Source organism: Jiangella aurantiaca (assembly GCF_004349105.1).
GTDB lineage: Bacteria > Actinomycetota > Actinomycetes > Jiangellales > Jiangellaceae > Jiangella > Jiangella aurantiaca.
Window position 1 is genome coordinate 1 of record NZ_SMLB01000072.1, and the last position, 24,099, is coordinate 24,099.

Consider the following 24,099-nt stretch of genomic DNA (forward strand, 5'->3'; position numbering starts at 1 on the left):
CCCCGGCCGCCACCGTGCCCACCACGAACGTCCGCGCCACCCCGGCCAGCGCCACGCCGCCGGAGTCGCGCACGACGCCGGCCAGCAGCAGCACGCCGGCCACGCTCAGCCCGGCCGTGTGCGCCACGCCGAGCGCCGCCGTCGTCCCGTCCTCACCCACCGACGACGTCAGCGCGACCGCCAGCGCGATGACCACCAGCCAGCCGCCCGCCGTCGCGGCCGCCGACGTCTTGCCCCGGCCGCGGGCGTACAGCGCCCGGCCCAGGTGCGCGACCAGCCCGTAGCCGACCAGCCCGGGCGCGAACGCGACCAGCGCCCACGCCATCCGCTCCGGCGGCGCGTCGCCGGCCCCGATGGCCGCGAAGAACCGGGCCACCGGCCAGGCCACCGCGGTCAGCACGGCGGCGCCCAGCAGCGACACCAGCACGACGGCCCTGGTCGACCGCGCGAGCACGTCGGCATACGACGAACGCGACGTCTCGGCATGCTCGGACAGCCGCGGGAACGCCGCCGTCGCGATCGGGACCGCCAGCACCGCGTACGGCAACAGGAACACCATCCAGCTGTTCAGGTACGTCACCGCGCCGCCGGTGCCGCCGTGCTCGTTCGACATCAGGTACGACGTCAGGTACGCCAGCTGCTGCGCCACCAGCGTCACCAGCCCGGCGCCGGCCAGCAGCACCGCCCGCCGCCGCACACCGTCCGGTAACCGCAGCGTGGGCCGCAGCCCGGTCACCCGCAGCAGCATCGGCAGCAGGGTCGCCAGCGCCAGCGCGAGCACGCCGAGCGTCGTCCCGCCCGCCAGCACGAGCTCGTCGCGCCGGTCCAACGTGGACAGGTCGTTCGCGTCGCCGGTGAACACCGCGCCGAATGTCAGGTATGCCGCGGCCACGACCACGCTGGACACCACCGGCGCGAGCGCCGCCGCCAGGAACCGCCGGTGCGCCTGCAGCGTGCCTGCGGTCACGACGGCGATGCCGTACAGCGGGATCTGCGGCAGGAACAGCAGCAGCATCGCGCGTCCGGCGTCGACGCCCTCGGAGCCGCCGGCGCCGCCGAGCATCAGCTCCATCAGCGGCCCGGCGACGAGCACGCCGAGCAGCGCGACGGGCACCAACAGCACCAGCGTCCAGCCGAGCAGCGCGGACACCGTCTGCCGGACGTGCTCGCGGTCGCCCCGCCCGGCCGCGGCGGCCAGCAGCGGGACGACGGCACCGGCCAGCGCGCCGCCGGCGACGATCTCGAAGACGACGTTCGGGATCGCGTTGGCGGTCGCGTAGACGCTGCCGAGCAGGGTCTCGCCGACCTGGGACTGGAAGACCAGCTGCCGGCCGAAGCCGACCACCCGGGCCAGCACGCTGACGACGGCGATCAGCGCCGCGCCCCCGGCGATCCCGGCGGCCGCCCCCGCGGCGACCCGGCGCGCGCTCACCGCGTCAGCTGCGTCGGCCGAGGCCGTCGAGCTCGCGCAGCACCGGAGTGCGCTCGATGACCTTGGTGAAGCTGACCTTCTCGCTGGCCAGCGTCAGGCCGGTGACGACGGCCAGGTGCGCCAGCCGCGCGACCCGGCCCTCGCGGGCGACCAGCGCCAGCCCGAGCAGCGCGCCGAGCGTGTTGGCGCCGGCGTCGCCGAGCATGGTCCGCTCGCCGAGGTCGTCGGGGAGCATGGCCAACGCTGCGCCGACGGCGGCCGCCCCGACCGGTGCCGCGGGCCCGCCCAGGACGGCCGGCGAGTGCAGCAGCACGGTCTTGTTGGCCCGCCCGGGCCGCAGGTCGAGCAGGTTGAGCAGGTTCGCGTGACCGGCGATCGCGGCGCCCCCGACAGCGGCGTCGACGACGTTGTCGCTGACCAGCGCGCCGCCGATGACGCCGGCCGCGCCGATGACGCCGATCTTGACGACGCCGCTGGTCACCTCGCCGGACTGGAGCGCACTGAGGTGGCCGCGCAGGCCCTTGCTGGCTGTCGTGCCGAACAGGTCGTCGTAGAGGCCCACGGCGCCGACGGCGACCGCGGCGGTCACGCCCGCGGTGCGGGCCCGCGCCGGCAGCCCCGGCGCGACGGCGATGCCTGCGGCAGCACCGGCGGCGACGGCCGGGCCGGCGGCCAGCGTCACCGTCGAGCCGCGGAAGTTCTTGCGCTCCCAGCGCTCGGCGCCGCCTGGCTCGGCCGCACCGACCTTGCGCGCCGCCAGCCAGGCGACGGCGCCAGCGGCACCGGCCGCGACCAACGAGCCGACGATGCGCTTCACGACGAGCTCCCCTCCGTCGCCGCGTCGGTGACGCTGTCGCCGGGTTCCTCGGGCACCGGCGGCAGCGCGCCGTCGGTCTCGCCGACCACGCCGTACTGGCCGGAGCCACCCTCGGCCTGCTCGCTCACCGCGAAGACGACGGCCGCCCGGCCGCTGGGTAGGTCGACGGAGTCGACGGTGGACACGACGTCGGCGATGTCCCCGTTGTCGCGGATGGTGCGCAGCAGGCCGTCCTCGGCCGTCGACGCGGGACCGGCCACGACGGTGCCGGCGTCGGCGGCGTCGATGTTCGTGACGAGCGTGGCCAGCCGGTCCAGCCGGTCGCCGGCGTCGTCTCCGGAGACGTTGCCGGCCACCAGCACCGCGAGCGACGGCGCCACCGAGGCGTCCTGCTCCAGCGTGATGAGCTCGGACTCCTCGAACGCCGTGACGGTGGCGGTGTCGATGGTCTCGTGCGAGGCACCGGCCTCGGCCGGCGGCGCCATCAGGGCGGCGGCCAGCACCGCGGCGCCGCGGGCGTACCCGCCGCCCTCGGTCGGCAGCTCGGTGCCGGACGACACGAGGTCGGTGGCCAGCTCGTCGAGCACCGGCTCGGAATCGGGGTCGGTCCACGTCGGCTCGATGCGGACGGTGAGCTCGGCCGTCGCGCCGGCCTGCGCGAGGGTGTCGCGCACGGCGGAGACGGTCTCCTCGTCGGCGCCCGGGAGCGCGATGACGCCGACGTACTCACCCTCGAGCTGGCCGGTGACCAGCCGCGGCGTGACCTCCTGAAGGAACGCCTGCTGGTAGGCGGTGTCGGCCTCGGTGGCCTCGAGCTGCTGGCGCAGCTCGCGGTTCTCGTCGCGCAGCTGTGAGGTCTGCTCGGCCAGCGTGTCGTCGACGGTGTCGCCGAGCGGGCCCGCGCCGAGCACGATGCCGGCCGCCAGCGCGAAGAAGACGGCGATGATCGAGACCAGGTGATAGCGAAAGTCGATCACGTCAGAAGAGTCCCTGCACCCAGAAGTAGAAGCGGTCCCACCACGAGCCCACGATGTCGAGGTAGGCCTGGCCGGTCGGGGTCGAGTACATGGCGGCCACGACCGCCGTGATGCCCGCGACGACGAGCACGGCCAGCATCCACGTCGGGACGCTGCTGTGGTAGAGCCGGCTCACGCCCTTGGCGTCGACGAGCTTACTGCCCACCCGCAGCCGGGTGAGGAAGGTACTGGCCATCCCGGACCGGCCCTTGTCGAGGAACTCGACCAGGGTGGCGTGTGTGCCGACGGCCACGATGAGGCTGGCGCCCTTGTCGTCGGCCAGCAGCATGGCGATGTCCTCGCTGGTGCCGGTGGCGGCGAACGGGACCCCCGACAGCCCCATGCGTTCCAGCCGGCCCAGCCCCGGCGCGCGGCCGTCGCGGTAGGCGTGCACGATGAGCTCGGCGCCACTGGACAGGGCGTCGTCGGACACGGAGTCCATGTCGCCGACGATCATGTCGGGCTTCAGCCCGACCTCGAGTAGCGCGTCGGCGCCGCCGTCGACGCCGATGAGGACCGGGTCGTACTCGCGGATGTACGGCCGCAGCGTGGCGAGGTCCTCTTTGTAGTCGTACCCGCGCACGACGATGAGGACATGCTGGCCGTCGAGGTCGGTGCGGATCTCGGGCACGCCCACGCCGTCGAGGAGCAGCTCGCGCTCGCGCTTGAGGAACTCCATGGTGTTGGCGGCGAATGCCTCGAGCTGCGCGGACAGACCCTCGCGGGCCGCGCTCATCAGCTTGGCGAGGCTCTCCTCGTCGTGCCGGATGCCGGCACCGACGGCCTCGCCGGTGCTGTCGCGGTACAGCGTGGTGCCGTCGACGCGCAGCCGCTCGCCCTCTTTGACGGCGCTGAACAGGTCGGGCCCGACGTCGTCGACCAGCGGGATGCCGGCCCGGACGATGATGTCGGGTCCGAGGTTCGGGTAGCGGCCGCTGACCGACGGGCGGACGTTGACGACCGCGCCGGCCTGGCAGGCGACGAGCGCTTCGGCGGAGACGCGGTCGAGGTCGAGGTGGTCGATGACGGCGATCTCGCCTGGTTTGAGGCGTTTTGTGAGGTTTTTCGTGCGGTGGTCGAGGCGCACCACGCCGCTGACCCCGGGCAGGTCATCGGGCTTGCGACGGCGCAGTGCAGGCATCCTCACCAAGCGAATCCTGCCATGTCCGGCCGCGTAACACCGCATCGGTGCGATGTGTGTTGGCCGTTTGACGGCCGTTCGCCCGGGCCCCGCCGGCCCGAGCCCCGGGCTCCCGGGTCACTGGCGCGCGAGCGCGATGCGGATCTCCGCCGCATGATCGACGACGCCGTCGCCGGACAGGTCGTAGACCACACGGTCGATGAGGCCGGTGAGCGGGAACGGGCTGCGGTAGACAGCGGTGACGGGCGACCCGGCGTCCGAGCCGACCGCGATCCCGGACGCCAGTCCCATGGTGATCGGTATGGTCACCGGCAGGTCGCCGGAGCCGATCGGCTCGCCGTCGACGAACGGCGTCGCGACGCCGGGAGCGCCTTTCCCCTCAAGCGGCCGCGGCTCGCCCGTCGGCGCGAACTCGAAGCTCAGCGCGTGCCGGCCGGCCGGGACGGGGCGGTCGGAGACCACGTGGAACTCCTGGTCGGCGACGTAGTTGTAGACGTAGTGCAGCCGCCCGTCCTGCACGAAGAACGTGAAGCCGCCGTCGACGCCGCCCTGCGAGACCAGCACGCTTCGGCGCCGTCGTCCGGGATGGTCACCAGCGCGGTGATCGTGTGCGGCCGGTTCACGATGCGTGGCGCCGCGTCCTGCGCCACCTCCTGGGTGCCCGGCCGGAAGACGTAGCGGGTGCGCGGCGGCGCGATCGACGGCCGCTGCTCGGCGAAGCGCTGCTGGCCCCGTCCGTCGACCGGCAGCACGTGGTACTTGCCGGCCTCGACGTACCACTGGGCGATCAGCTCGATGAGCTTGTCGCGGTGCTCGGCGGGCGACGTCGTGGTTCTCGGCGACGTCCTCGGCCACGTGGTAGAGCTCCCAGCCCGTGGCGTCGAGCTCGGTGAGCGTCTCGGCGGTGATCGGGGTGCCGAACTCGCGCCCGGACTCGGCGAACGACGGCCCCGGCCATGGGCAGACCGCGCGCCAGCCGTCGTGGTAGATGGACCGGTGGCCGATCATCTCGAAGTACTGGGTGACGTGGTTCGACGGCGCGGCGACGTCGTCGAAGGTGTGCGCGAAGCTGACGCCCTCCAGCGGCGACTGCGTCACGCCGCGGATCTGGTCCGGCGGCTCCAGGCCCAGCGCGTCGAGGACCGTGGGCACCATGTCGATGGCGTGCGCGAACTGCGTGCGTACCTCGCCGCGCGCGGCGAACCCGTGCGGCCAGTGCACGATGAACGGGTCGCTGATGCCGCCGCGGTAGGTCTCGCGCTTCCACCGGCGGAACGGCGTGTTGCCGGCCCACGTCCAGCCCCACGGGTAGTGGTTGAAGTGCTTCGGGCCACCGAGCTCGTCGATGGCGGCGAGGTTCTGCTCCAGCGACTCCGGCACGAAGTTGAAGAACTTGTTCTCGTTGACCGAGCCGCTCGGGCCGCCCTCGGCGCTGGCCCCGTTGTCGCTCAGCACCATGATCACCGTGTCGTCCAGCTCGCCGAGGTCCTCGAGGAAGTCGATCAGCCGGCCGATCTGGTGGTCGGTGTGGGTGAGGAAACCGGCGAAGACCTCCATCATGCGGGCATAGAGGCGTCGCTCGTCCGGGCCGCAGTCCTCCCATCGCTGCACGTCGGGGTCGTGCCGCGACAGCTCCGCTCCTGCCGGGACGAGCCCGAGCTCGCGCTGCCGGGCGAACACGCGCTCCCGGTAGGCCTCCCAGCCGTCGTCGAAGGCGCCGGCGTAACGATCGGCCCACTCGCGCGGGACGTGATGCGGCGCACGCATGGCGCCGGTGGCGAAGTAGAGGAAGAACGGCTTGGTCGGGGGGCGACCTGCTTGGCGTCGGCGATGAACGCGATGGCCCGGTCGGCGAGGTCCTCGGTGAGGTGGTAACCCTCATCGGGCGTCCGGGGCGGCTCGACGCGGTGATGGTCGTGGACGCGCTCCGGGTAGTACTGGTGGGTGTCGCCGCCCATGAAGCCGTAGCAGCGCTCGAAGCCGCGGCCCAGCGGCCACCGGTCGTACGGCCCGGCCACGGACCCCTGGTCCGCGGGCGTGAGGTGCCACTTGCCAACGGCGTAGGTGTTGTAGCCGTGTTCGAGCAGCATCTCGGACAGGAAGCCGTTCTCGAACGGGATGTAGCCGTCGTATCCCGGGAACCCGGTCGACACCTCCGTGACGGCGGCGAGATGGTTCGAATGATGGTTGCGGCCGGTGAGCACGCACGAACGCGTCGGCGAGCACAGCGCCGTCGTGTGCATGTTCGCGTAGCGCAGGCCGCCGGCCGCGAGCCGGTCCAGGTTCGGGGTCTCGATCGGGCTGCCGTAGCAGCCGAGTTGCCCGAACCCGGTGTCGTCCAGGATCACGAACAGCACGTTCGGCGCGCCCTCGGCCGCCCGCCGCGGCTGCGGCCAGGCCGGCTCGGACACGTCGAACGTCCGTCCGATGACACCCGGGAACGCCCGCCGGGCCGGGTACTCGTCCAGCGCCATCGCTGTGCTCTCCTCGCTGGTGTGTCCGACGGTGTCATCAGGCGGCGGTCTGGTGCGGCTGCAGCAGCTTCGCCTTCTGTGCCGCGAACTCGTCCGGGCTCAGCACGCCCTCGTCGCGCAGCCGTGCCAGCTTCGACAGCTCGTCGGCGGTGCTCGGCGTACTCGCGCCGTCGGTACCGGCGGCGTCGCGGACGTACTCGCGGAACGCCTCGTCGCGGCGCTGGTAGTCGCGCGCCATCCGCTCGGTCATACTCGATCCGCGCACGATCAGGTAGATCAGCGCGCCGAGCACTGGCAGCACGAGGATGAAGATCGTCCACAGCGCCTTCATCCAGCCGTTCAGGTCGTCACTGCGGAACACGTCGGTGAGCAGGGTCACCAGGAGCCAGATCCAGGCGATGAACAGAAAGAACCAGAGCATCGTCAGGAACAGGTTCAGGAGTGGGTAGTCGTCCATGGTCCACCTCCAGTCGCAGCGTGGCAGCCCGGGACCGCACTCCCCCTCACCCCTGGCGGGTGATGTCGGGCGGCTCGGTGTCCTCACGTCCGTGGCCGGCCCGCACGAGGTTCATTCGATGGGCGATCTGCGACGACACGATGGCGAACAGCGCACCGATGACCACCAGGTCGAAGACGATCTGCACCATCGCGGCGATCCGTGCCTCCTGGCCGACGGGGTGCACGTCGCCGTAGCCGACGGTGCCGAGGGTCACGATCGAGAAGTACAACGCATCGGTGCGGGTCGCCAGCCCGTCGAACTGATCCGCGTCGCCGCGTTCCAGCAGGTAGTACGCCATCGCGAAGAACACGACCACGACGTAGACCACCGACAGCAGCCCGAACACGCGGGTCCGTGCCTGGCTGATGTGCGCGGCGAACCTGCGCACTTGGTGGCCGATGAGCAGGATCAGCCCGGCCACGCCGGCGATGAACACCAGGGACCCGGCCACCTCGGACAGCTCGGCCGGACGCGTCAGGGGCAGGCCGTAGTACACCAGCAACGCGCTGGTCAGCACGCCGATGCTGCGGAGGACGTACGAGACCACGGCGGACCTCCCTCACCAGGGCGGCGGGTCGTAGACGAGCACCGTCCGGGCCACCAGGTCGTGGACGGCGAGCGTGCGGCTGCTGACCAGCACCCACAGGACGCCGATCGGGAAGACGACGCAGACCAGCGCCCGGACGAGAGCGCGCAGCGGTCCGGGCGGGCGACCGTCGGCCGTGATGACGCGCAAGCCCAGTACCAGCTGGCCCGGCGTCCGCCCGGTGAGCGTCCAGCCCGCGGTCAGGTAGAGGACGACCAGCAGCGTATGTCCCGCGCCGAACGCCCAGCCGGGCAGCGGCGGGAACGTGAACGGCGGCCCGTCGACCGTGTAGCGGATGCCGCTCACGACGACGCCGGCCAGCGTGGTCGCCGCGGCGACGACGCCCACGTCGACGACGGACGCAGCGCACCGCGACACCAGACCGGCGGCGGTCACGGCGGCGCTCGGCCGGGTTCGGCCGCCGGGACGGCGTCGCGGGGCGGGCGGCGCAGCACGACCCGGTCGACGAAGCCGTTGATCGCACGGTCGGCTCCGGCGCTACGCACCCGGACGGCATCGACCGTCTCCGCGGCCATGCCGGCGCTGGACTCGCGGACGATCCGGCCCAGGTCGATGTCGTCGAGCACGCGCTCGACCAGCGCTGGGATGTCCAGCCGCACGACGACAGCGTCCAGGTCCACCCTGCGCACGACGGCGTCCAGGTCGACCTCGTCGAGGACGGCGTCGACGTCGGTCGCCGCGACGGCGCGGCCGATCGACCGCCGCCACGCCGACCGGAGGAGCAGAGCCGCCTCACGTTCATTCCGGCGTTGCTCCTCGCGGCCGATCCGGGCCAGCCGGTCGATGCGCCCGGCCGCACCGTTCCGGCTGGCGATGGACGTGCCCGTCCGGACGACGATCGTGGCCGCGGCCTCGACGGGCATCGCGGCGGCCGCGGCGACGTCCAGGGCGCGGCGGGTCGTGACGGTGGCCAGCCCGAGCGCCGCCTCGCCCAGCCGGGCGGCCGTCAGCCGGACGACCGCCGTCGTCTTCACCGAGTACGGCGCCGGTGGTGGTGGCGGCGCGGCGAGGCCGTCAGCGGTGCGGCGGGCGCGGCTCGGCCCGTCGGGCGGCGTCCTGGTCAGCTCCGTCAGGGCGCGGATCGCGAGCCCAGCTGCCCCGGCGACCACCCGGCCGGTCCGGCCGGCCGCCCGCAGTGCCGCCGGCCGGCCGGTGCCCGCCGTCCCGTTCGCGCCCATCGCGCCACCTCACCCTCAGGGCCAGGCTCCCGCGGGCACGTCGGAGCGGTCCTCACCCGCCTCAGGTGATCCGGCGCTCAGGCGCAGGTCGTAGTACAGGTAGCCGAGGACGAGCGCGACGTACGGGATCGTCACGACGTACACCAGCGCGGTGATGAGGTTGATGACGTCGAACGAGCCGTCCGAGACCAGCAGCAGGATGATGCCGACCAGCGGGCCGGTGATCGCGCCCAGCCCGACGACCAGGGCGGCGACCGCCGTCGCGCGCCACCACTGCCCGCGCACCACCTCGCGGCTGCGGCGGAACGCGTCGCCGGTGCGGCGATCCTCGATCATGACGGCCTGGACGGCGAACCCGTTGCGGACGGCGTATATGAGCGCCAGCGGCGCCGTGAACACGAACAGCAGCAGCACCCACACGACGACCACCAGCCGCGCCGCCACCAGCGCCAGCGGGCGGATACGCCGTCTGACCTCGCGGTACGCGCCGAGCACGCTGACCGGCCCGCCGGCGTCGAGATCGCGCAGCGCCCACGACACCGCGGCCAGGACGCAGAAGTACGCGAGCAGCGAGATGGCACCGCCCACCAGCACGACGACGAACACTGTCGCCGCGTTCTGGTCGCCGTCGGTGTCGACGAGAGACGTCAGCTCGCCCGCCTCGACCAGCACCCACTGCAGCCCGGCCGCCACCAGCATGACCGGCAGGTACACCAGCCCGATGCCGGCGAACAGCAGCGGGTGCCGCGTGTACATCCGGCGGGCGGCGCCGAGTATGCGCCCCCAGCTGCGCCGCGCGGCGACGGGGTACGGGTCGCCGGGCGTCCAGGTGGTCCGGCTCGCGATGACCAGCAGCAGAACGACGATCGCGGCCAGCCCCAGCAGGACGGCGGCGGGGTTGCGGATCAGCTGGCGCAGCGCGTCGGAGGCGCCCTCGACGACGCCGCAGAACGCGTCGGTGGCGCTCGGCCCCAGCGACGAGCCGAGCGGGACGGTCGCGCTGGCGTCGCGCCAGCTGGTCTCGGACCAGCGGATCGGCGCGGTCCACTGGATCTTCATGTTGGGGCCGGTGGGTCCGTTGTAAAAGGCCTCCTGGCGTTCGCCCCAGCGGCCCTCGAAGCCCAGCCACGGGTATTCGGCCTCGTAGTCGTCGGTGGGGACGACGGCGGCGTCCGGCCGCAGCTGCGTGTGCGGCGCGGTCGTGTCGTCGCAGCCGACGCCCGTCGCGGAGCTGGCGCCCAGGTACAGCGCGGACGAGAAGAAGTTCGCGTGCGACCCCTCCGCCGGATACACGACGGGGTGCGTGTCGTCGACGATCTGCAGCTTGTCGTCGCCCCAGGCGGCCCGTTCGGCGCCGGAGTGCTGGCTGTAGCCGACGCTCGTGGGGTCGACGTCGAGGGCGGCCTCGGCGTCGCGGGCGTCGAAGACGAGCTGGATCATCTCCCAGTCGCCCTCGTGCAGGTTGTTGAAGTCGTTGAAGACGTAGAAGAACCAGTACTGCAGCGCCAGTTGCTCCGGCCGGGCGGCGTCCTCCACGACGCGGCCGTACACCGTCGGCGCGCTGCCCCGGCCGATCTGGCGTTCCCACTGCTCGTAGCCGCAGCCGGGATCGAGGGCGTCGCCCGGGAAGTCGAGGTGGTACTCGAACAACCCCTCGCCTAGGGCGCCGGCGCTCGGCCCGATGTCGACCAGGTCGTCCGTGGTCCACGGCCCGCGCAGCGCGACGCCGTCGTCGTCCATGACGACGTCGACGGAGAGCGGCAGGTACGGCTCGCCGTCGCCGCAGGGCTCCAACTGCTCGCGCAGCCGGACGACGGGCGCGTATCGCTCGACCAGCTCCTGCTCGGCCGGCTCGGCCTGCAGGCGAACGCCGTCCGTCGGCGGCGCTTCGGCAGCCGCGGGTGCCGCCGTGGCCGCCACCGTCAGCAGGACGACCAGAGCCGCGACCATGGGCGCCCCCTCGGTCCGTGTCACGCCCCCCACGAGTAGAGATCACCATAGACCTGCGAGCAGCGATGTTGTCGGACCTCGCGCTGACGGTGCCCAGCTAGCCGGTGACTGGGCAGACGAAATCCGCCGCCGGCATCCGGGTGACCGTCACGTCTCCTTCCGACTGCGCAAGCCCCACGGCTTCGTCCGAGGTCAGCAGATAGGGCGTGACGTTCCAGTCGACGACGTACACGGCCCACCGGCCACCGTGGTATCCGGGCGTTCCCGGTGCCACCGACGTGACCGCAAGCTGCTCCGCCACGCCGTCGTTGATGGCGAAGATGGGGTCGACTCCCTTGCCGGGTATCGACGCGGGCGTGATGACGGTCCTGACGATGTCGCCGTCGTGGTACAGCAGGCCGAAGCCGACAGCGGCACGTTCGCTGTCGGCAGCTGCCGGCAAGCCGATCAGGGTGACCGGCAGGGCCATTGCCGCTGCGGCGAGGGTTGCGGTGACGCGGCGCATGGCGCACCTCCTGACCCGAGGTCTGAACATGCTCGACGTTAGGAGCGGCCATCCCGAAGGTCCATTACGGGAACCTTACGAGGTTCTTACGAACGGCTGCCGAGCCTGACGTCGACGTCGATCACCAGGCCGGTTGCCCCGACCGTGGGCCTTGGCCGGGGCAACACGCCTGCTCAGCGTCGGCGCTACTCGGTGAACACCTGGAACTCCGCCGCCCGGACGATGCGGGCCTGGGCGCTGTTCGTCGTGCAGTCGGTGCCGGCCCGCGGGTCGGCGTCCTGTTCGCCTGCGTAGTCCGGCGCACCGGTGCACTGGTTGGTGACCGCCTCGAAGCGCAGGTGAGTCGCCGTCGTGCTGGGGATGTCGAACGACCGCAGGATCAGCTCCGGCGCCCGCGGCCGCGGCGCGATGGACGGGAAGGCAGCGGCCGGGCTGACGAACACCTCGGTGAAGTCGGCCGCGTCCGAGCAGTCGGCCGATCCCCCGGCCACGCACGCCAGCACTCGGAACTGGCGCAGGGCCGAGAAGCGGCTCTGCCCGCCCGGGTCGGGGTCGCCCGTGATCGCCGGCCGCAGCATGGCGCTCACCTGGACTCGGGTCACCTCGTGGGCGCCGCCGGCGAGGTCGACGTTCACGCCTCGGCCGGCCACCGGCTGCCCCGAGGACGCCCAGTTGGTCGCCTCGTCGTCGTCGATCAGCCGAGCCACGTTCACGCCGTCACCGGTCGCCGTCGCGCCCGCCGCGGCGGAGGCCAGGTTCGTCGGCATGGTCACGGTCAGGTCGAGGGCCTGCCCGGCGGACACGACCACGGGACCGACCCGCACCAGGCCTCGACCAGGCGCCTGGGCCACGAACTCATAGGTACCGGGAACCAGCGCCACCGAGTTCGTCAGTGCTCCCGGCACCGTGTCGGCGACCGGGACCGCCCGCGCCTGGTAATGCCCCAGGAACAGCCGTGCGCCGGCCACCGGTGCGCCGCCCTCGTCGACGGGGGCGAACGTGACCGTCGCCTCATCGGCGAATGGGGAGACGAAGCTCGGCGTCGGGTTCGGATCGGCGTTGGTGTTGCTGACCGCGCCGTCGCCGAGACCACGAGCGGCGAAGGCGTTCCACAGCAGGTCCTGGTTCGCCCCACCGAAGCGGATCATGTCGGCGGCCAGCATGGCGTCGCGGGCATCGACCATGCTCACCCTGCTCTGCGCCATGAGCAGCCACGCGTCGAAGACCAGCTGGGCCCAGCGTCGGTTGCCCGGGCACGCGGTGACCACGGTGGTCCCATTGGCGCACGCCTTCTGCAGCGCGGCATTGCCGGCACCGTAGCGGGCGTCGAACGCCTGCCGGATGTCGAAGTTCGTCGCGCTCCAGATCTCGCCGTCGGCGTGTACCTGCTGCCCGACGAGGTCGTAGGCGATGTCGCTGTAGTTGAGCGGGCTGTCGCTCATGTTGTAGCTGCGGATGCCCGCGTGCGGGTCGCTGGTGACGTATTCGCCGATGGTGAAGGCGCGCACGCCGGCCGGGGCGTACCCGTGCTCGTTGACGTACTCCATCGCCATCAGGTCCGACCAGCTCTCGCCCATCGCGCCCGCTTGCGGACCGGCCAGGCCGTTGCGCGGCCCCGCCACCATGCGGTTGCTGATCGCGTGGGTGTACTCGTGCCCGATCACGCTCATGTCGAAGTCGCCGTCGACGCACGGGGCGTAGAAGGCACCGGCGATCGGCTGCCACAGGTACATGTTGGTGATCGGCGGGTGCCCGTCCGGCGGCGTGATCTGGTTGGCGTTGTCCCGGGCGGCGAACGCCGGCGGTCCGCCGGTCACCCCACCTGCCTGAGCATTGCCCTGCTCCGGGTCGTTCATCTTGCCGCCCCGGCCGAAGTTGTCGTCTTGCAGGTTGAACGCGGTCTCGGTGAAGCCCAGGTGGTAGGACCAGTCGTGCATGCGGTTGTGCATCGCGAACAGGTTGGCCCGCGCCGCGTCGATGTCGTTGCGTGCCGCCGTCTCGAAGACCGCCGGGGAGCACTTCTCCTCGAACCACTGGTTGGTCCAGGGGTACACGTAGTCGCGCGTCGCGGACGTCGACAGCTCCTTGCCGACGTCGAACGGGTCGTTGGTGAACCAGTTGTGCACGGCGAAGGAGTTGTTGCCGGACGTGGACTCCGACGACTTGAGGTTCGACGCCTTGACATCCCACGCGAGCGGCGATGCGGGGGTACCGACCACCTCGTCGCACCCGGGACCGGCGCCGAAGCACCAGCGGACCCGTGTGTCGGCCGAGGAGTAGTCGACCGGCGGCGTGTTGGGGAAGACCTCCCACTCGGGGTTGTCCACATCACTGTCCACCAGGTCGTCCCGCACCAGGACACTGCCGTCCCGCGCGTCGACATAGGTCGAGAAGGCCGTCGGCTCGGCCTCGGCGCCGCCGATGATCAGCACGTGGTAGGCCGACCGGGCACCCTGCGCAGGGGTCGGCACCGCAACGAGCTCGACGGACTGGACGGAGTCAGGGCTCACGCCGGCGTCCCGGGCGGCGATCGCGGCGGCCTCGTCCGCTGAGAGCGTCGCGGGTGCGGGTGGTCGCGTGTCACGCGCGAGCGATCCGCTGACGTAGAAGACCTCGCCGGCACGTACCCCGATCACGAGCAGTCCGTCGTAGCCCGCCGGCAGGTCGCCGAAGCGTTCCTGCAAGAGCACGGCGGCCCCGTCCCCCATCGGGGCGACAGTGACCACGTCGAGCGAGCCCACCGCTCGAGGGGTCAGGCCGAGCAGTTCGCGGTTGGCGGCGACGTAGGCGCGGGCCGCCGCAACCGGATCATCCGGCAGCCCGGCGCCGAGCGGTCGGCCAGTAGACGCCAGCACGCCGGGCGTCCCGAGGTTGTTCCAGCGCGCCCGGGCCCGCACCGCCTGGGCCAGGTCACGCTGCCGGGCCGTGGGTTCGATCTTTCCACGCCGATGGTCCTCGTCCCTGGGCCTATGCCCGTCACCGTGCACGCCACTCCCGTTCGCGGCCGGCGCGTTCTGGTCGGTGGCGCCAAGACTGCCCGGTGCGCCGGCCAGCACCAGCGCACCAACCGCGACGGCCGCGGCGATCCCGGACACTCTGATTGATCTGCGCATGTGTACTTCGCCTCCCTATCGGCGTCGTCGTCGACGCCTGAGGGTGAGGAGGCGCTCCCGAGCGACGGCCGCGGACCGCCCCATGGGTCCGTCGAGCATCGCGGCGGGAACCGAAGCGGGACCAGGACAGACACGGCCGGGCGCGGGAGTCGCGTGGGTCTCACGCGAACTGCCTCCGAGTGGTGTCGGCAACGCGACGGGCTCGAACCTGTCGCGGCATCGGCCCGTCGCACGCGGCGATGCCTCACCTCCCATCCGGGGCGCTTCAGATGCTCCAGCGACACCACTGCGGAGTTGACGGTCGCGGGCCCAGCCAGCAGCAGAGAGTGACGGCCGAGAACTGCCGCGAGGACGTCGGCATCGAAACCCGCACAAACGGGGCATCACCCCCCGATCTGCCATATAACGCAGATCCGCCTATCAATGTAGCCACGTCCTCGTACACCGTCGAGGCTCAATGTGCGACCGATCACCGCACAGTTTCGGCTGAGGTGTCCGATCGCTCGCTAGCGGGCGCCGGCTCTGGAGCTCGCCGCTTTCGCCAGCAATTCCTCGGCGTGCGCCCGCGCGGACGCGGACCCCTCGAGGCCGGCCAGCATGCGCGACAGCTCGTTCACCCGGCCGGTGTCGTCGAGGGTCTCGACGCCGCTGCTGGTGACGCGGCCGTCGTCGGACTTCACGACCTTCAGGTGCTGGTCGGCGAAAGCAGCGACCTGCGGCAGGTGTGTCACGACGAGGACCTGTGCGTGCTTGGCGAGCATGGCCAGCCGGCGGCCGACCTCGACCGCTGCTTTGCCGCCCACACCCGCGTCGACCTCGTCGAACACGAACGTGGGCACCGGGTCGGCGCCGGCGAACACGACCTCGATGGCCAGCATGAGCCGGGACAGCTCGCCGCCCGAGGCGCCCTTGTCCAGCGGCCGCGGCTGGGCGCCGTTGTGGCCGGTGAACAGGATCTCGACGTCGTCGACGCCGGTCGGGCCGAAGCCGTCGCGCGGGCGGACCTCGACGACGATGCGGGCGTGCGGCATGGCGAGCGCGGTGAGCTCGACGCTGACGTCGTCGGCGAACCGGGCGGCGGCCTCGGTGCGGGCCTTGGTAATGGTGGCGGCGAGGTCGCCCAACTCGGCCAGCAGCGTCTCGCGCTCCTGCCCGAGCTCCGCGACCCGCTCGTCGTCGCCGTCGAGCTCGAGCAGCCGCCGCGAGCCGGCCTCGGCCCAGGTCAGCACTTCGTCGATGGTCTCGCCGTACTTGCGTGTCAGCGCGGTGAGCGCCGCGCGGCGGGATTGCACCTCGGCCAGCCGCTCGGGGTCGGTGTCGACGGCGGAGCTGTACGACGCGAGATCGGCCGCGACGTCGCCGACGAGGTAGGCGGCCTCGGCCAGCCGGTCGGCGAGCGCCGCCAGCTCGGGGTCATGGTCGCGCTCGCTCTCGAGGGCCTGCCGCGCGTAGGCCAGCAGGCGGAGCACGTCGGCCTCGTCCTGCCCGATGTCGTCGGCGGAGAGACTCTGATGCGCTGCGACGGCCGCGGTGCGCAGCGCGTCGGCGTGCGCCAGCCGGGCCTCCTCGGCTCGTAGCGCCTCGTCCTCGCCGGGCTGCGGGTCGACGGACTCGACCTCGCTCAGGCCTAGGCGCAGCAGGTCGGCCTCCTGGGCGCGCTCGCGAGCCTTGGAGGTGACCTCCTCGAGCTCCGCCTCGACGGTGCGCAGCCGGGTGTATCGCGTGGCGTACTCGGCCAGCGGCTCGGCGACGGCGGCGCCGGCGTACCGGTCGAGCGCGCCGAGCTGCCGCGACGAGCGCAGCAGCCGCTGCTGGTCGCTCTGCCCGTGCACGGCGACCAGGCCGTCGGCCAGTTCGCCGAGCAGGCTCACCGGCGCGCTGGTCCCGCCGACGTGGGCGCGCGAGCGGCCCTCGGCCATGACTGTGCGGCTGAGCAGCAGCTCGACCCGGGCCTTCTTCTGCTTGCCCTTGCCCGCGGGTTCGACGGGTTCGAGCTCGGCGCCGGCCTCGGCGGCCCGCTCGGCCACCGGGCTGCCCGCGTCGATGGTGACGCGGCCCTCGACCAGCGCGCGGCTGGTGCCGGTGCGGACGGCACCGCCGTCGGCGCGGCCGCCCATGAGCAGGTTGAGGCCGGTCAGCACCATGGTCTTGCCGGCGCCGGTCTCCCCCGTCACGACGGTGAGTCCGGGACCCAACTCCAACTGGGCGTCGTCGATGACGCCGAGTCCACGGATACGGATTTCCTCGAGCACGGGACCTCAGCCTATCTGTGGATGCGCGGTTGGTCCGGGATGTCGGCCGCCCGGGTGTCACGTCGGACGATCACGGGTGGGCCGGGCCCGGTGGTCGTGGCCGGGCGCCGCGCCAGCCCTCGACCGGCAGGGCGAACTTGGCGACCAGGCGCTTGGTGAACGGAGCCTCGTGCAGCCGCGCGAGCCGGACCGGCTGCGACCCGCGGCAGACCTCGATCCTGGCGCCCGCGGGCAGCTCGACCGCGCGGCGTCCGTCGCACCACAGGACGGCGCCGGGCGTGCGGTGCTGGATCGTCACCGCCATGCTCGATGTGGGCGCGACCACGAGCGGCCGGGAGAACAGGGCGTGCGCGCTGATCGGGACCATCAGCAGCGCCTCGACCTCGGGCCACACCACTGGGCCGCCCGCGCTGAAGGCGTACGCCGTCGACCCCGTCGGGGTCGCCATGACGACGCCGTCGCAGCCCCACCGTGACAGCGCCCGGCCGTCGATCTCCGCGACGACGTCCAGCATGCGCTCGCGGCTGGCCTTCTCGACGCTGACCTCGTTGAGCGCCCAGCCGGTCGCGATCACCGCCCCGTCGTGCCGGACGGTGACGTCGATGGTCATGCGTTCCTCGACGGCGTAGTCGCGCTTCACGATGTGGTCGACGGTGAACCCGAGGTCGTCGACCTCGGACTCGGCGAGGAAGCCGACGTGGCCGAGGTTGACGCCGAGAATCGGGGTCTCGCTCGGCCGGGCGACCTCGGCGCCACGCAGGATCGTTCCGTCGCCGCCGATGACCACGACCAGCTCGCTGTCGTCGGCAGCGGTGGGATCGCCCTCGGCGACGACCGCGGTGACCCGGCTGTCGGACTCCGGGATGTCGATGTCGTTCCGCTCGTCGGCCATGACGCGCACCGCGATGCCGGACGCGCTGAGCTTGTCGATCACCTTCGCGGCGATCTGTCTGGCCTCCTCGCGGCCGGTGTGGGTGACGAGCAGTACCGTGCGGGTCATTGCGGCCCTTCCTCTACTGCGCGCAGGACGTCCTCGGTGCGGATCTCGGGTGCGCCGGCCCGCAGCCAGAGGAAGTACTCGACGTTGCCGGACGGCCCTGGCAGCGGGCTGGCGGTGACGCCGTCGACCCCGAGGCCGAGCTCGGCCGCCGCCCTGGCGACCGCGACGACCGCTTCGGCCCGCAGCGCCGGGTCGCGTACGACGCCGCCCTTGCCGACCCGGTCCTTGCCGACCTCGAACTGCGGTTTCACCATCAGAGCGAAGTCGGCGTCCGATCTGCTCACCTCGACCAGCGGACCGAGTACCAGCCGCAGCGAGATGAATGACAGGTCGCCCACCACGACGTCGACCGGCTCGCCCACGATCTCGGGAGTCAGGTCGCGGACGTTCGTGCGATCGTGGACCTCGACCCGCGGGTCGGACCGCAGCGACCACGCCAGCTGCCCGTACCCGACGTCGACCGCCACCACGGAGGCCGCGCCACGCCGCAACAGCACGTCGGTGAAGCCGCCGGTCGACGCGCCGGCGTCGAGGCACCGTCTGCCGGCGACCGTCAGCCCGGCCGGCTCGAACGCGTCCAGCGCACCGGCGAGCTTGTGCCCGCCGCGCGAGACGTACTCGTCGCCCTCGGCCGGCTCCGTCACCAGCACCGCGTCCGCCGGATCGACCGCCGTCGCCGGTTTCGTCGCGACCCGCCCGCCGACCATCACCCGTCCGTCGCCGACCAGCGTCGCGGCGTGCTCGCGCGAGCGGGCCAGGCCACGGCGCACCAGCTCCGCATCGAGGCGTCGTCGAGGTGGCACCGGGCGGTCAGCCTTCGCCGTCGACGGAACCGGGTTCGCCCGCCGCGCCGCCGGAGGACGTCGGCCCGCCCTCCAGCGGGGCGTCGGGCTCTCCGGCCAGGCGGTCCTGCAACACCTGATGGACCTGCTCGACCAGCGGGGCGTGCTCGTGCACCGGCAGCCCGTCGAGTGCCTCGAGCGTCCGCACCGCCTCGTCGACCTGCGCGTCGCCGGTGCCGCCGTCGTCCGTCAGTTCCATGACGGTAACGCTAGTACGGCCGCGCGGGAGCACGGGTGATTCGGGCAGCATCGAGCGCCGCCTGGACCGACGCCCGGTCGACGGCTCTGCCACTGCCTTCCTCGGCTGCGTCGGCCGCGGCCCAGACGCCGCCGCACGCCGCACGCAAGGCGTCGAGCCCGCCCTCGCCGGCGTGGTTCTCGCCCGGACCGGTCTCCTCCGCCGCCGAGCCGGCCGTGACCTGGGCGAGCCGCAGCGTCCCTCCGTCGACGACCGCGTGCCAGTCGCCGACCTTCGTCTCGCCCGCGCGGACCGACAACGCCTCCGCCGGCTGCTGAAGCGCGCGCAGATCACGCCCCACGTAGGTCGGACGCAGCCGCCGCGGCGCCAACGCGAGATCGATCGGGTCGGTGACGCCGGTGAGCACCAGCAGGCTGTCCGCCCCGGCGGCGTTGGCCCCTTCGACGTCGGTGTCGAGCCGGTCGCCCACCACAAGCGGCCGCCTCGCCTGCGACCGCAGTATCGACTCACGGTGCATCGGCGGCTCCGGCTTTCCGGCGACGACCGGTTCGCGGCCGGTGGCCGTCCGGATGGCGTCGACCAGCGTGCCGTTGCCCGGTGCGCGGCCACGGTCGGTCGGGACGACGGGGTCGGTGTTGGTAGCCACCCACAGGAGCCCCGACGCCACGGCGTAGGTGCCCTCGGCGAGCATCGGCCAGTCGACCTTCGGCGAGAACCCCTGCACGACGGCGACCGGGCCGTCGTCGGCGCCGGAGACCGGGACGAGGTCCTGCTCGCGCAGCGCGACCTCGAGTCCCTCGCCGCCCACCACCAGCACCTTCGAGCCACTGGGGAGTTGCTCGGCCAGTAGCCGGGCGGCCGCCTGCGCCGACGTGACGACCTCGTCGGGCCGGGCCTCGACGCCGATCTCGGTGAGATGCGCGGCGACCCGCTCCGGTGGCCGGGAGGCGTTGTTGGTGACGAACGCCAGCCGCATGCCGGCCGAACGCGCCTGCCGCAACGCCTCGGGTGCGTGCGCCACGGGGTGGTCGCCGATGTAGACGACACCGTCGAGGTCGAGCAGGGCGACGTCATAGGTCTGGGTCAGGGGCTGCACGGCAACCATCCTCCCAGCCGGTTCTCCCGGTGGTGGTGACCGGGCGGCCGGAGCGGTTCATCGAGTGTCGTCGGGCCGCGTACCATCCGCTAGATGACTGCCGGTCCGCCGCTGCGACTGACGCCGTTCCGCGCGACCACGTATGCAGCCGGCACCGACCTGGCCGCGATGGTGTGCCCGCCGTACGACGTGATCGGCGAACGCGCGCTCGCCGAGTTCGAGGCCCACGACCCGCACAACATCGTCCACCTGACGCTCCCCCGCGCCCTGCCCGGCGAGGGCGACCGGTACGCCCGGGCCGCGCGCACGCTGCGGGAGTGGCGGGACGCGGGTGTGCTGCGCCGCGACCCGGCTCCGGCGCTGTACGTCTACGAGCACGTGACCGCCGGCGGCGCGGCGATCGGACTGGTGGGTGGCGTCGGTCTCGACGGACCCGTACTTCCACACGAGAACACCTTTCCCGGCCCTGTGGCCGACCGCGCCGCGCTGATGAACGCGACCCGGATGCAGCTCGAGCCGATCCTGCTGACGTATGACGGCGGCGGCGCGGCCAGCGAGGTCGTCGACCACGCGGCCGGCACGGTGCCGCACCTGGAGTTCACGGTCGCCGGTGAGACGCACCGGCTCTGGCACGTCGACCAGCCCGACGCGCTGGCCGCCGTCGCCGCGGACCTGGCCGGCCGGACCGCGCTGATCGCCGACGGCCACCACCGGTTCGCCGCGTACCGCGCCGTGCACGCCGCCGACCCCGTCGCCGGCGCCACCGACCACGGCCTGGCTCTGCTGGTCGACGCCGCCCGGCACCCACTCGAGCTCCGCGGCATCCACCGCAGCGTCGCCGGCTTGTCCCTCGACGAGGCGGCGACCGCAGCGGCCAAGGTGTTCGACGTCGTCGACCTGACCGCCGATGACGACCCCACCGCCGCGCTCGAGGCCGAGCGAGGCACTGCCTTCGTCATCGGCGACGGGCAGCGCCAGGTGCTGCTGCGCTCGCCGCGACCGTCTGTGCTCGCCGACGCCACGCCGGCCGGTCGCCCGGACGGCTGGGAGGCACTGGACGCGGCCGTGCTGGTGGACGTCCTGCTGGCCTATCTGTGGGACGTTGACGACGCCGATCCGCGCGTGACCTACCACCATGACGGCCGCGACGCCCTGCGCGCTGCCGGGCGCGACGCCGGGGTCGCTGTGCTGGTGCGCCCACCCGCACTGGCGGATGTCCTGGCACTGGCGGCCCGCGGCGAACGGATGCCGCGCAAGTCGACGTCGTTCGGCCCGAAGCCGTGGACGGGGCTACTGATGCGCGACCTCACCTCCGACCAGCACTAGCTTCTCTTCCCTCATGGCACCAGCCGTCGCCTGGGACCTCGCGGTCGGCATTGGCCCCTGGCCCCGTTCGTCAGGTGGACCGGTGTCCGGCTGCTTCGCGGCCGCCGCGGGTGTTGCCGCCGCACGATTCTTCGGTGTCGGCGGTGGCTGGCGGGCCACGAGGTTCGCAGACTCGACCTCGATCTCGAAGGTGCTCTGACCAGGCCCGGCGGCCGAGCGCCAGAACCGGCGGCGGAGGGCTCCGGTGATCTCGACGGTGTCGCCCTCGTCGAGGACGCGCAGACTTCGTCGCTGCGCCGGCCCCCATGCCGTGCAGGTGACGGTGTCGACGCGGCGGGGGGTCGGGACGCCCGCCGGCGGGCGTGGACGCTGGACCACCAGGCGGGTGGTCACGATCTCGTCGCCACTGGGCAGCATGACCGCCTCCGGTTCGACGGACAACCTGCCGACGAGCCGGACCTCGTTGGCATGCTCGACCGGCTTCGTCTTCGCGCTCATGTTCGGCTCCTTCGGCTGATGAGGATCGGGATATGCCCCCAATGGTGGGGTGGGGTCGAGGGGGCGTGCAGCCGTGGAATGCCGAATTGTGGATGAGCGGACGAAGTGGTTGGGGCTGTGGACAGCGGCGGGTGCAGGCGCCTCCTGCGACGGGACGCCCGACGCACTGCCGGCCTGGCCCTGGCCCGCTGAGGCCGGGCTGCCGTGTCCGGGCGGCTGTGTCCGGGCGGCTGTGTCCGGGCGGCAGGGTGGCCGGTCAGTCGCCGCTGAGTTCGGCGGCTCGCTCGGCGGCGTCGGTCTCGTCGTCGATGTCGGCCTCGGCGGCCCGCAGGAACCACCGGCGGGCCTCCTTCTCGCGGCCGGCGGCCAGCAGGGCGTCGGCGTAGGCGTAGCGGAGGCGGGCGACCCATTCCGCGCGCGCGTTCGATCGCAGCTCCGGGACCTGGAGCGACACGGCCGCGGCGTCGTGATCGCCGAGGTCGCGGCGGGCGCCGGCCGCGACGATGAGCATCTCGACGCGGCCGGCGGTGTCGAGGCCGGTGACGGCGGGATCGTGGGAGAGGTCGAGGGCGCGCCGGGGCCGGCCCAGGCCACGCTCGGCGTCGGCCATCATCGGCAGGTACTCCGGCGAGCCGGTCATCCGGCGAGCGGCCCTGAGCTCGGCCAGGGCGTCGGCGTACTTGCCGGCCATGTAGGCGGCGACGCCCGCGGCTTCGCGGACGACGCCGATGCGTCCGGCCTTGCGCCGCGCGGCCATCGCGTGCTCGTAGGCCAGCTGTGGATCGTCGTCGAGCAGGCGCTGGGCCATCACCAGGTGCCGCGCCACCGCAGCCGCCATCTGCCCGGACAGCGCACTGAGCTCGGACCTGATCTCCTCGTCGAGCTCGCGACCGGTCACGTCCTCGTCGACGACGGGATCGGGGACGCGGGGCGCACTGCTCGGTCCCGCAGCCGACCGGGATCGGTCGCCATCGGCCGGTCCGCGGGACGCGCCACCGCGCGTGCCACCGCCGCGGCGCTCGCCGCCTGGCCGATCGCCACCGCGGCCACCACCGGGGCGGCCGGTCGAACGGTCACCACCCCAACGGCCGCCGGCAGAGTCGGAGCCGCGATCGCCACCGCGGCCGCCGGACGGCCGGTCGCCGCCGCGAGAGTCGTCGCGCCGGTCGTCGCCGGAGCGCTGACCGTACGGCCGGCCGCCACCAGCGCCGCTCCGGCGCCCGCCGCCGGAATCGGCGCCTCGGTCGTCGCGGCGGCCGCGGCCTCGAGGGTCGTCGCCGGGACGCTGGCCGGACGAAGGGCCACCAGTGGGCCGGCCACCGCCGCGGGAGTCGTCGCCGGAGCGGCCGCCGTACGAGCGGCCACCAGTGGGCCGGCCACCGCCGCGGGAGTCATCACTGGAGCGGCCGCCGTACGAGCGGCCACCAGTGGGCCGGCCACCGCCGCGGGAGTCATCACTGGAGCGGCCGCCGTACGAGCGGCCACCAGTGGGCCGGCCACCGCCGCGGGAGTCGTCGCCGGGACGTCGGCCGGAGGAACGGCCGCCGCCAGAGTCGTCGCCGGCACGCGAGCGGTCGGAACGACCTCCGCCACGGGCATCGTCGCTGGAACCGCGGCCACCACCTTGACGTTCAGGGTTGGAGGAACCTTCGGAGCCGCGCCGGGACGCGCCTCCGCGCGACCCGCCGGCAGGCCGATCGTCTCGGCCACCGCCGCTTCGCCCAGCTCGGCCGTCGTCGGACGGATCCGGCGTGCTCTCGCGGTCGGGACCAGACATCGATGATTCCTCTCGTTCCTCAGGTCGTCACCCACATTCTCCCCTGTCCGCCACCGATGTGCCGTAGCGGGCTCCGGCGCGGACACGGATCCGACGCGGGCGGGCGCGTTGCGGCCGACGGCTTCCGTGTCGTCGCCTGCCAGGCATTGGCCGCGCCTGTGAGGGCTGGTCGCCCCGGGCGTTGCGGGAACCGGGTGTGGGTATGCGTGAGGCCCCGTACCCAAAACTGGGTCGGGGCCTCACGCGTGGTAAGTGTCCGGCGGTGTCCTACTCTCCCACCCCCGCTGGGGGGCAGTACCATCGGCGCTGGTGGGCTTAGCTTCCGGGTTCGGAATGGGTCCGGGCGTTTCCCCGCCGCTATGACCGCCGGCACGTTC

Annotated in this window: 20 protein-coding genes, 1 rRNA gene and 1 pseudogene; 1 reads left to right on the forward strand and 21 read right to left on the reverse strand. The window is 72.8% G+C overall.

What is annotated here, in order from left to right:
* From murJ to E1262_RS28760, 17 genes and pseudogenes are all read right to left on the reverse strand, one after another.
* Positions 1-1,432: murein biosynthesis integral membrane protein MurJ (gene murJ / locus E1262_RS28685; protein WP_132107761.1), on the reverse strand; the 1,432-nt coding region annotated here is incomplete at its 3' end.
* A 4-nt stretch (positions 1,433-1,436) separates the two neighbouring features.
* Complete coding sequence (locus tag E1262_RS30680; protein ID WP_162606135.1) at positions 1,437-2,249, reverse strand: hypothetical protein; 813 nt, start codon at positions 2,247-2,249, stop codon at positions 1,437-1,439.
* The gene (locus E1262_RS28690; protein ID WP_132107762.1) at positions 2,246-3,226 is read right to left on the reverse strand and encodes a copper transporter; all 981 of its coding nucleotides are present in this window, start codon (positions 3,224-3,226) and stop codon (positions 2,246-2,248) included. The genes E1262_RS30680 and E1262_RS28690 overlap by 4 nt, the downstream gene beginning before the upstream one ends.
* 1 nt (position 3,227) lies before the next feature.
* Positions 3,228-4,406, reverse strand: coding sequence for a putative cytokinetic ring protein SteA (gene steA / locus E1262_RS28695; RefSeq protein WP_132107779.1), 1,179 nt, complete (start codon positions 4,404-4,406; stop codon positions 3,228-3,230).
* A 117-nt stretch (positions 4,407-4,523) separates the two neighbouring features.
* Positions 4,524-6,880: pseudogene (locus E1262_RS28700) on the reverse strand (sulfatase-like hydrolase/transferase).
* Between the two features lie 37 nt (positions 6,881-6,917).
* A complete protein-coding gene (locus E1262_RS28705) occupies positions 6,918-7,337 on the reverse strand; it encodes an SHOCT domain-containing protein (RefSeq protein WP_132107763.1) in 420 nt (139 codons plus the stop codon).
* Between the two features lie 46 nt (positions 7,338-7,383).
* Complete coding sequence (locus E1262_RS28710) at positions 7,384-7,926, reverse strand: potassium channel family protein (RefSeq protein ID WP_132107764.1); 543 nt, start codon at positions 7,924-7,926, stop codon at positions 7,384-7,386.
* Between the two features lie 12 nt (positions 7,927-7,938).
* Entirely contained in the window at positions 7,939-8,361 is a 423-nt protein-coding gene (locus tag E1262_RS28715) for an RDD family protein (RefSeq protein ID WP_132107765.1), read from the reverse strand.
* Positions 8,358-9,164 carry a hypothetical protein gene (locus E1262_RS28720; RefSeq protein WP_132107766.1) on the reverse strand — a complete coding sequence of 269 codons (807 nt, stop codon included), beginning with the start codon at positions 9,162-9,164 and terminating at the stop codon, positions 8,358-8,360. The genes E1262_RS28715 and E1262_RS28720 overlap by 4 nt, the downstream gene beginning before the upstream one ends.
* Before the next feature lie 15 nt (positions 9,165-9,179).
* Complete coding sequence (locus tag E1262_RS28725) at positions 9,180-11,114, reverse strand: hypothetical protein (RefSeq protein ID WP_132107767.1); 1,935 nt, start codon at positions 11,112-11,114, stop codon at positions 9,180-9,182.
* A 97-nt stretch (positions 11,115-11,211) separates the two neighbouring features.
* Complete coding sequence (locus tag E1262_RS28730) at positions 11,212-11,619, reverse strand: hypothetical protein (RefSeq protein WP_132107768.1); 408 nt, start codon at positions 11,617-11,619, stop codon at positions 11,212-11,214.
* Between the two features lie 185 nt (positions 11,620-11,804).
* Complete coding sequence (locus tag E1262_RS28735; RefSeq protein ID WP_132107769.1) at positions 11,805-14,732, reverse strand: M36 family metallopeptidase; 2,928 nt, start codon at positions 14,730-14,732, stop codon at positions 11,805-11,807.
* 506 nt (positions 14,733-15,238) lie between these two features.
* A complete protein-coding gene (recN, locus tag E1262_RS28740; protein WP_132107770.1) occupies positions 15,239-16,984 on the reverse strand; it encodes a DNA repair protein RecN in 1,746 nt (581 codons plus the stop codon).
* Between the two features lie 70 nt (positions 16,985-17,054).
* A complete protein-coding gene (locus E1262_RS28745) occupies positions 17,055-17,984 on the reverse strand; it encodes an NAD kinase (protein WP_132107771.1) in 930 nt (309 codons plus the stop codon).
* A complete protein-coding gene (locus E1262_RS28750) occupies positions 17,981-18,787 on the reverse strand; it encodes a TlyA family RNA methyltransferase (protein ID WP_132107772.1) in 807 nt (268 codons plus the stop codon). The genes E1262_RS28745 and E1262_RS28750 overlap by 4 nt, the downstream gene beginning before the upstream one ends.
* 7 nt (positions 18,788-18,794) lie before the next feature.
* Positions 18,795-19,025, reverse strand: coding sequence for a hypothetical protein (locus E1262_RS28755; RefSeq protein ID WP_132107773.1), 231 nt, complete (start codon positions 19,023-19,025; stop codon positions 18,795-18,797).
* A 10-nt stretch (positions 19,026-19,035) separates the two neighbouring features.
* On the reverse strand, positions 19,036-20,130 hold the full coding sequence (locus E1262_RS28760) for an HAD-IIA family hydrolase (protein WP_132107774.1): 1,095 nt from the start codon (positions 20,128-20,130) through the stop codon (positions 19,036-19,038).
* Positions 20,131-20,214: 84 nt separating this feature from the next.
* On the opposite strand from E1262_RS28760, the gene E1262_RS28765 reads away from it, so the two are divergent.
* Positions 20,215-21,447, forward strand: coding sequence for a DUF1015 domain-containing protein (locus tag E1262_RS28765; protein ID WP_132107775.1), 1,233 nt, complete (start codon positions 20,215-20,217; stop codon positions 21,445-21,447).
* On the opposite strand, the gene E1262_RS28770 is transcribed toward E1262_RS28765, so the two are convergent.
* From E1262_RS28770 to rrf, 4 genes are all read right to left on the reverse strand, one after another.
* Complete coding sequence (locus E1262_RS28770; RefSeq protein ID WP_132107776.1) at positions 21,412-21,945, reverse strand: single-stranded DNA-binding protein; 534 nt, start codon at positions 21,943-21,945, stop codon at positions 21,412-21,414. The genes E1262_RS28765 and E1262_RS28770 overlap by 36 nt on opposite strands.
* Positions 21,946-22,201: 256 nt before the next feature.
* Complete coding sequence (locus tag E1262_RS28775; RefSeq protein WP_132107777.1) at positions 22,202-22,843, reverse strand: hypothetical protein; 642 nt, start codon at positions 22,841-22,843, stop codon at positions 22,202-22,204.
* Positions 22,840-23,511, reverse strand: a complete 672-nt coding sequence (locus E1262_RS28780) for a hypothetical protein (RefSeq protein WP_132107778.1) — start codon at positions 23,509-23,511, stop codon at positions 22,840-22,842. Before E1262_RS28780 ends, E1262_RS28775 begins: the two co-directional genes overlap by 4 nt.
* A gap of 465 nt (positions 23,512-23,976) precedes the next feature.
* Positions 23,977-24,093, reverse strand: a 5S ribosomal RNA gene (rrf, locus tag E1262_RS28785).
* Between the last annotated feature and the right edge of the window lie 6 nt (positions 24,094-24,099).

Coding starts and splice junctions, on each gene's coding strand:
- steA (WP_132107779.1), bottom strand. CDS start 4,406: ATGCCTGCACTGCGCCGTCGCAAGCCCGATGACCTGCCCGGGGTCAGC.
- E1262_RS28705 (WP_132107763.1), bottom strand. CDS start 7,337: ATGGACGACTACCCACTCCTGAACCTGTTCCTGACGATGCTCTGGTTC.
- E1262_RS28720 (WP_132107766.1), bottom strand. CDS start 9,164: ATGGGCGCGAACGGGACGGCGGGCACCGGCCGGCCGGCGGCACTGCGG.
- E1262_RS28725 (WP_132107767.1), bottom strand. CDS start 11,114: ATGGTCGCGGCTCTGGTCGTCCTGCTGACGGTGGCGGCCACGGCGGCA.
- E1262_RS28730 (WP_132107768.1), bottom strand. CDS start 11,619: ATGCGCCGCGTCACCGCAACCCTCGCCGCAGCGGCAATGGCCCTGCCG.
- E1262_RS28735 (WP_132107769.1), bottom strand. CDS start 14,732: ATGCGCAGATCAATCAGAGTGTCCGGGATCGCCGCGGCCGTCGCGGTT.
- E1262_RS28745 (WP_132107771.1), bottom strand. CDS start 17,984: ATGACCCGCACGGTACTGCTCGTCACCCACACCGGCCGCGAGGAGGCC.
- E1262_RS28755 (WP_132107773.1), bottom strand. CDS start 19,025: ATGGAACTGACGGACGACGGCGGCACCGGCGACGCGCAGGTCGACGAG.
- E1262_RS28760 (WP_132107774.1), bottom strand. CDS start 20,130: ATGGTTGCCGTGCAGCCCCTGACCCAGACCTATGACGTCGCCCTGCTC.
- E1262_RS28765 (WP_132107775.1), top strand. CDS start 20,215: ATGACTGCCGGTCCGCCGCTGCGACTGACGCCGTTCCGCGCGACCACG.
- E1262_RS28770 (WP_132107776.1), bottom strand. CDS start 21,945: ATGAGCGCGAAGACGAAGCCGGTCGAGCATGCCAACGAGGTCCGGCTC.